Below are 765 nucleotides of genomic sequence, written 5' to 3' on the forward strand. Positions count from 1 at the left end.
CAGGCGTTGGCGTCGGCGTCGGAGGAGCTGTCGAGCGTGTCGATGCAGATGTCGGGGTCGGCGCAGGAGTCGGCGTCGCAGTCGGAGCTGGTCTCGGCGGCGGCGGAGCAGGTGACGCGGAACGTGCAGACGGTGGCGACGGGGACTGAGGAGATGTCGGCGTCGATCCGGGAGATCGCGCAGAACGCGACGTCGGCTGCGGGGGTGGCGGCGCAGGCGGTGGCGGTGGCGGAGTCGACGTCGGGGACGGTGGTGAAGCTGGGGGAGTCCTCGGCTGAGGTGGGGAATGTGATCTCGGTGATCAACTCGATCGCGGAGCAGACGAATTTGTTGGCGTTGAACGCGACGATCGAGGCGGCTCGTGCGGGTGAGGCGGGCAAGGGGTTCGCGGTGGTGGCCAACGAGGTCAAGGAGCTGGCGCAGGAGACGTCGAAGGCGACGGAGGACATCGGTCGGCGGATCTCGGCGATCCAGTCCGACACCGAGGCGGCGGTGGCGGCGATCACGCAGATCAGCGGGATCATCGCGCAGATCAATGACACCCAGACCACGATTGCGTCGGCGGTGGAGGAGCAGACCGCGACGACGAATGAGATGTCGCGCAACGTGGCGGAGGCGGCGACGGGGTCGGCGGACATCGCGGTGAACATCACCGGGGTGGCGCGGACTGCGGCGGACACGGGGGCGGCGGCGCAGTCGACGAACCAGGCTGCGGACGAGCTGGCCCGGATGGCTGCGGAGATGCAGGCCCTCGTCGGCCGGTTC

Annotated in this window: 2 protein-coding genes; one reads left to right on the plus strand and one right to left on the minus strand. The window is 69.4% G+C overall.

Going from position 1 to position 765, the window contains the following annotated elements; genetic code table 11:
* Positions 1 to 305: hypothetical protein (locus tag FIP57_RS24235; protein WP_238993691.1), on the minus strand; the 305-nt coding region annotated here is incomplete at its 3' end.
* On the opposite strand from FIP57_RS24235, the gene FIP57_RS22960 reads away from it, so the two are divergent.
* A partial coding sequence (locus FIP57_RS22960) for a methyl-accepting chemotaxis protein (RefSeq protein WP_238993690.1) occupies positions 226 to 765 on the plus strand: 540 nt, incomplete at its 3' end. The two genes, FIP57_RS24235 and FIP57_RS22960, sit on opposite strands and share 80 nt — an antisense overlap.

Source organism: Nocardioides caldifontis, assembly GCF_008087345.1.
GTDB lineage: Bacteria > Actinomycetota > Actinomycetes > Propionibacteriales > Nocardioidaceae > Marmoricola_A > Marmoricola_A caldifontis.